The organism is Halomonas marinisediminis (genome assembly GCF_004347715.1).
GTDB classification, from domain to species: domain Bacteria; phylum Pseudomonadota; class Gammaproteobacteria; order Pseudomonadales; family Halomonadaceae; genus Halomonas; species Halomonas icarae.
On the sequence record NZ_SLTR01000322.1, the window covers coordinates 1 to 287 of the forward strand.

Consider the following 287-nt stretch of genomic DNA (forward strand, 5'->3'; position numbering starts at 1 on the left):
TTGACCAGGGCGGCGATCTGGGCGATGAGGCCCGCCTTGTTGACCTGGTAGGGGATTTCCGTGACCACCAGCATGGGCCTTTGGCCCTTCTCCTCAATCCGTACCTTGGCCCGCACCTTGAGGCTTCCCCGTCCCGTGGCGTAGGCCTCCTGGATGCCTTTCCGGGAGAGCTTCCCCCCGGTGGGGAAGTCGGGGCCGGGGAGGTAGCGCATGACCTCCTCGAGGGTGATTCCGGGGTTGTCGATCATGGCCACCAGGGCATCCACCACCTCGGAGAGGTTGTGGGG

General features: G+C 65.5%; 1 protein-coding gene. It reads right to left on the reverse strand.

Going from position 1 to position 287, the window contains the following annotated elements; genetic code table 11:
• Positions 1-287 (reverse strand): DNA gyrase subunit A (locus E0702_RS16850; protein WP_306766933.1); only part of this gene is annotated, 287 nt, incomplete at both ends.